The organism is Rhodococcus sp. YL-1, from assembly GCF_001942025.1.
GTDB lineage: Bacteria > Actinomycetota > Actinomycetes > Mycobacteriales > Mycobacteriaceae > Rhodococcus_F > Rhodococcus_F qingshengii.
In genome coordinates, this window is record NZ_CP017299.1 from 4,058,611 (window position 1) to 4,065,000 (window position 6,390).

Sequence of the window (6,390 nt, forward strand, 5' to 3'; positions counted from 1 at the left end):
TACGACTACTCTCGACACACTATGCAGCGAAGCCGTGTCCCGAGTGCGCCCCTGGGGTCGTGGCTGCTCGGATCCACCGACGAAAGCCCCAGGCGCCGTCGAATCCGCGTCCAGGCACTACTCACCGCCCCCCTCCTGGTCACAAACCTGATCGGAGCGGTACTGGCGATCGTGCTCATCGGATTCGTGGTTCCCGGCCCCGGGATCATCCACCCCGAATTCGCATGGATCAACTTCATTGCCGTGCCCGTCTTCATCGGGTGTGTCTTTCTCATCGGACTTCTGTGGGGCACCAAACGGCTGATGTGGGATCTTCGATGGGCCACCGAGGATCACCCACCGACAGAGCAGAATCAACGCGCGGCGCTGCGCGGGCCGTGGCGACTGACCCGAGTGCAAGCCGTCCTGTGGACGGCCGCGCTCATCACCTTCACGACCATGTACGGAATCGTCGACCCCAACACCATTCCGAAAGTTCTGTTCACCGTGGCTTTCAGCGGTATCACCACGTGCGCCTTCTGCTACCTGCTCAGCGAGTTCGCACTCCGCCCGATTGCTGCGCGTGCACTCGAATCCGGAGCACCCCGCAAGGCTGCCGTTCTCGGACTGACCGGCCGGACAATCCTCGTCTGGCTGCTCGGAAGCGGAGTCCCCGTCACCGGTTTGATGCTCGTAGCGGTCTTCAGCTTCATCCGGCCTGCTTCGTGGCAAGCCCTCGCGACCGCGATCCTCGTCATCGGCGGGATCACCCTGTGCGTCGGACTCGGGCTGACGTACATCAACATCCGATCAGCCGCGGCTCCCATTCGGTCCGTACGCCGAGGCATGGAACAAGTCACCCGTGGCGACCTCACCGCGTCCGTCGTCGTGTACGACGGAACGGAACTGGGACTACTGCAGGCCGGCTTCAATCGCATGGCCGAGGGTCTGCGCGAGCGAGAGCGAATACGCGACCTCTTCGGGCGCCACGTCGGACACGAGGTTGCCGCAAACGCGGTTCGCCGAAACCCGGAACTCGGCGGTGAAGAACGTGACGTTGCCGTACTCTTCGTCGACGTCATCGGATCGACCACCATCGCGGCCACCAACTCCCCTACGGCGGTGGTCGCTCTACTCAACCGTTTCTTCGACGTCATCGTCGACGAGGTCGACGCACACGGCGGATTCGTCAACAAGTTCGAGGGCGACGCAGCGCTGGCGATCTTCGGAGCGCCGACGACACTAGACGATCACGCCGGCAGCGCACTCGCCGCTGCCCGCAAGATTCAGCAGCGCCTGCGTGCCGAGGTTCCGGAAGTGAGCGCGGGAATCGGCGTCGCCGCAGGTGTTGCCGTAGCCGGGAACGTCGGTGCGCGAGAGAGATTCGAGTACACCGTCATCGGTGATCCCGTCAACGAAGCGGCGCGACTGTCCGAGGTCGCCAAGACGGTTCCGGGTAACGTCGCCGCATCCGGACGGGCTGTGGCTGCCGCTGACAGCGCCGAGGCTGCACAGTGGTCGATCACCGAGAACATCACCCTTCGCGGCCGCCTCGAACAGACCGAGCTCGCGATTCCGCGCGACGCCCTGGAGTCCGAGACCAGCCCGTCAGACTCCGTGCCCGTTCAGCCCTGACCCCACCGCCCCCCTGAGCGAACGGCACGTTCGGTCGATCCAAGGCGATCAACGCCACGTTCGCTCGATGACTTTCCCGCTTCTCGACGGTCTATATCGGCACAGCGGAAATCCGACGACGCCTGGGAGATGGGTACGACTATGAAACTGACGACCTTTACCATCGTCACTCTCGACGGGGTGATGCAAGGACTCGGTGGGCCGGACGAAGATCGGCGAGGTGGATTCGAGCGGGGCGGCTGGTCCGCGCCATTGGTGGACACCGAAGCCATGGATTATCTCGTCCAGGTCTACCAGCGAGCTGACGCGTTCCTGTTCGGGCGACACACGTACGAGATCTTCGCCGGCTATTGGGGCGCGTTCGAGAATCCCGACGTCAACCCCATTGCAAGCGCACTGAATTCGCGGCCCAAGTACCTTGCGTCGACGACGCTCACCGATCCGGAATGGAAGAACACGACAGCCCTTTCAGGTGACACCGCCATCGCTCTCGGCGAACTGACAGCCAGACCCGGCGGTGAGCTTCAGGTGCACGGCAGTGGCAACCTGTGCCGCTGGCTTTTCGCGAACGATCTTGTCGACGAGATGATCCTGCTGATCGTTCCGGTGGTGGTAGGCCAGGGCACGCGACTGTTTCCCGACACCGGACCGGACATCGCACTCGAGCTGGCCGAATCGCGAGCCACATCAAAGGGCGTGACGATTCAGAGGTATCTGCCGGCTGGCCGGCCGAAGTATGCGACTGCCACCGCCGACGGCATCGACTGATCCGGGCAAAGCGCCTGTCGTCCTCAGTCGTGTTCCCGCCCCTGATGGTGTGAACGTACCGTTCCCCTCGCTGAAGAGGGTGAGAGTGCCGTTCACTCCATGCCGGGGTGCCGGCGGCGTGCCCGCCCCTGATCGTGTGAACGGTACGTTCGGTCGATCTGAGGCGACGAAAGTGCCGTTCGCTCGAAGTCGGGGGTGCCGGCGGCGGTGCATTCGGGTGTTGGCGGGGTGGGGTGTTTTGGGTACGAGAAAGCCCCCCAACCAGTACTGGTTGGGGGGCTTCTCTAATGTGTGTTCGGCGGTGTCCTACTCTCCCACACCCTGTCGAGTGCAGTACCATCGGCGCTGAAGGGCTTAGCTTCCGGGTTCGGAATGGGACCGGGCGTTTCCCCTTCGCTATGACCGCCGTAACTCTATGAAACTGTCACAGTAACCTTCTTCTGATCACCTGGTTTCACCACCCGTCAACACCAGTTTCTGGTGTTGGGGGATGGAGAAAACAGGGTTTCTCATCAGTATCTGTGTGTTGTTTCAGATACCGCACAGTGGACGCGTAGCTTCTTTGTGGTAAGTCCTCGGCCTATTAGTACCAGTCACCTGCATGCATTACTGCACTTCCAGTTCTGGCCTATCAACCCGGTGGTCTGCCGGGGGCCTTACCCCCTCGAGGGGGTGAGAAACCTCATCTTGGAACAGGCTTCCCGCTTAGATGCTTTCAGCGGTTATCCCTTCCGAACGTAGCTAACCAGCGGTGCTCCTGGCGGAACAACTGGCACACCAGAGGTTCGTCCGTCCCGGTCCTCTCGTACTAGGGACAGCCTTCCTCAAGTTTCTAACGCGCGCGGCGGATAGAGACCGAACTGTCTCACGACGTTCTAAACCCAGCTCGCGTGCCGCTTTAATGGGCGAACAGCCCAACCCTTGGGACCTACTCCAGCCCCAGGATGCGACGAGCCGACATCGAGGTGCCAAACCATCCCGTCGATATGGACTCTTGGGGAAGATCAGCCTGTTATCCCCGGGGTACCTTTTATCCGTTGAGCGACACCGCTTCCACTTGCCGGTGCCGGATCACTAGTCCCGACTTTCGTCCCTGCTCGACCTGTCAGTCTCACAGTCAAGCTCCCTTGTGCACTTGCACTCGACACCTGATTGCCAACCAGGCTGAGGGAACCTTTGGGCGCCTCCGTTACATTTTGGGAGGCAACCGCCCCAGTTAAACTACCCACCAGGCACTGTCCCTGAACCAGATCATGGTCCGAGGTTAGAGGTCCAATTCGATCAGAGTGGTATTTCAACAACGACTCCACGATAACTGGCGTCACCGTTTCACAGTCTCCCACCTATCCTACACAAACCGAACCGAACACCAATACCAAGCTGTAGTGAAGGTCCCGGGGTCTTTTCGTCCTGCCGCGCGTAACGAGCATCTTTACTCGTAATGCAATTTCGCCGAGTCTACGGTTGAGACAGCTGAGAAGTCGTTACGCCATTCGTGCAGGTCGGAACTTACCCGACAAGGAATTTCGCTACCTTAGGATGGTTATAGTTACCACCGCCGTTTACTGGGGCTTAAATTCTCAGCTTCGCTCCCGAAGGAACTAACCGGTCCTCTTAACCTTCCAGCACCGGGCAGGCGTCAGTCCGTATACATCGTCTTACGACTTCGCACGGACCTGTGTTTTTAGTAAACAGTCGCTTCTCACTGGTCTCTGCGGCCCCACCCAGCTCAGACAGTAAATGTCGTCACCAGACAGGGCCCCCCTTCTCCCGAAGTTACGGGGGCATTTTGCCGAGTTCCTTAACCATAGTTATCTCGATCGCCTTAGTATTCTCTACCTGACCACCTGTGTCGGTTTGGGGTACGGGCCGTGTGAAAGCTCGCTAGAGGCTTTTCTCGGCAGCATAGGATCACTGAATTCGCCTCAATCGGCTACGCATCACGTCTCAGGCTTGTATGCGACCCGGATTTGCCTAGGTCACGCCCTACACGCTTACACCAGTATTACCACTGACTGGCTCAGCTACCTTCCTGCGTCACCCCATCGCTTGGCTACTACCAGATCAGGTCCCATGCATCCACCAACTCGAGACCCGAAGGTCTTCTCGTGGCTTCAGGATGGTTAGTATCACTGATTCACCATGGGCGCGTTCACACGGGTACGGGAATATCAACCCGTTGTCCATCGGCTACGCCTGTCGGCCTCGTCTTAGGTCCCGACTCACCCTGGGCGGATTAACCTGGCCCAGGAACCCTTGGTCATTCGGCGGACGAGTTTCTCACTCGTCTTTCGCTACTCATGCCTGCATTCTCACTCGTGTGGCCTCCACGGCTAGGTCACCCTGCCGCTTCCATGGCCACACGACGCTCCCCTACCCATCCACACACCTGCCCAACACTCCGCAGAGTGAAGGGGGGCTATTGCGTGAATGCCGCAGCTTCGGTGGTGTACTTGAGCCCCGCTACATTGTCGGCGCAGGATCACTTGACCAGTGAGCTATTACGCACTCTTTCAAGGGTGGCTGCTTCTAAGCCAACCTCCTGGTTGTCTTCGCGACCCCACATCCTTTTCCACTTAGTACACGCTTAGGGACCTTAGCTGGCGATCTGGGCTGTTTCCCTCTCGACTACGAACCTTATCGCCCGCAGTCTCACTGCCGCGCTCTCACTCACCGGCATTCGGAGTTTGGCTGATTTCGGTAAGCTTGTGGGCCCCCTAGACCATCCAGTAGCTCTACCTCCGGTGAGAAACACGCGACGCTGCACCTAAATGCATTTCGGGGAGAACCAGCTATCACGGAGTTTGATTGGCCTTTCACCCCTACCCACAACTCATCCCCTCAGTTTTCAACCTAAGTGGGTTCGGTCCTCCACGACGTCTTACCGTCGCTTCAACCTGGCCATGGGTAGATCACTCCGCTTCGGGTCTAGAGCATGCCACTACGATCGCCCTATTCGGACTCGCTTTCGCTACGGCTACCCCACACGGGTTAACCTCGCGACATGCCACTAACTCGCAGGCTCATTCTTCAAAAGGCACGCCATCACCCCCAGCAGTAAACTGCTCGAAGGCTCTGACGGATTGTAAGCGCACGGTTTCAGGTACTATTTCACTCCCCTCCCGGGGTACTTTTCACCTTTCCCTCACGGTACTAGTCCGCTATCGGTCACCAGGGAGTATTCAGGCTTATCGGGTGGTCCCGACAGATTCACACCAGATTTCACGGGCCCGGTGCTACTTGGGTTTCCATTACAACAGTCACAAAGTTTTCGTGTACGGGATTCTCACCCTCTACGACAGGCCGTTCCAGACCACTTCCACTAACCCTGTGATTTCTTACTGTTGGCCAACACGGCAGTATTGACAAAATGAACCCCACAACCCCACGAATGCAACACCTGCCGGCTATCACACACCCATGGTTTAGCCTCTTCCGCTTTCGCTCGCCACTACTCACGGAATCACGGTTGTTTTCTCTTCCTGTGGGTACTGAGATGTTTCACTTCCCCACGTTCCCTCCACACGCCCTATATATTCAGGCGCGGGTAACACGACATCACTCGTGCTGGGTTTCCCCATTCGGACATCCTCGGATCACAGCTCGGTTGACAGCTCCCCGAGGCTTATCGCAGCCTCCTACGTCCTTCATCGGCTCCTGGTGCCAAGGCATCCACCGTACGCTCTTCATTACTTACAACAAAGATGCTCGCGTCCACTGTGCAGTTCTCAAACAACACACAAACAACCACCTCACGCAGACACCAACAAAAACCACTCTCACGAATAATTCTTGCGGTATGACTGCAGCAGTCATTTGTCGTTACTTCCTAGAGAGGAAACACTCGCGTGTTCTCTCAGGACCCAACAGTATGTCGATATATTGTTCGTCGGTTTCCCACAGAGGAGAAACCGTACGACGATCAAGTTTGTCAGCGATCCACCCACGAGCAACCGCCGGACAACATCGTGTCCGAAACGGTCTCTGCCAACCAGTAATTCACCTGTG

Annotated in this window: 2 protein-coding genes and 2 rRNA genes; 2 read left to right on the top strand and 2 right to left on the bottom strand. The window is 58.5% G+C overall.

The window, feature by feature from the left end:
• Positions 1–21 precede the first annotated feature (21 nt).
• Complete coding sequence (locus tag BH682_RS18815) at positions 22–1,614, top strand: adenylate/guanylate cyclase domain-containing protein (protein ID WP_075833709.1); 1,593 nt, start codon at positions 22–24, stop codon at positions 1,612–1,614.
• A 141-nt stretch (positions 1,615–1,755) separates the two neighbouring features.
• Positions 1,756–2,382: a dihydrofolate reductase family protein gene (locus tag BH682_RS18820; protein ID WP_047269842.1), complete on the top strand. Its 627-nt coding sequence runs from the start codon at positions 1,756–1,758 to the stop codon at positions 2,380–2,382.
• 293 nt (positions 2,383–2,675) lie between these two features.
• Here the strand turns inward: BH682_RS18820 and rrf are convergent.
• Together rrf and BH682_RS18830 are read right to left on the bottom strand one after the other, a co-directional pair.
• Positions 2,676–2,792 (bottom strand): 5S ribosomal RNA (gene rrf / locus BH682_RS18825).
• Positions 2,793–2,945: 153 nt separating this feature from the next.
• A 23S ribosomal RNA gene (locus tag BH682_RS18830) occupies positions 2,946–6,081 on the bottom strand.
• Positions 6,082–6,390 lie beyond the last annotated feature (309 nt).

Excerpts from the sequence above, each read along its gene's own strand:
- BH682_RS18820 (WP_047269842.1), top strand. The coding sequence starts at position 1,756 with ATGAAACTGACGACCTTTACCATCGTCACTCTCGACGGGGTGATGCAA.
- BH682_RS18815 (WP_075833709.1), top strand. The coding sequence starts at position 22 with ATGCAGCGAAGCCGTGTCCCGAGTGCGCCCCTGGGGTCGTGGCTGCTC.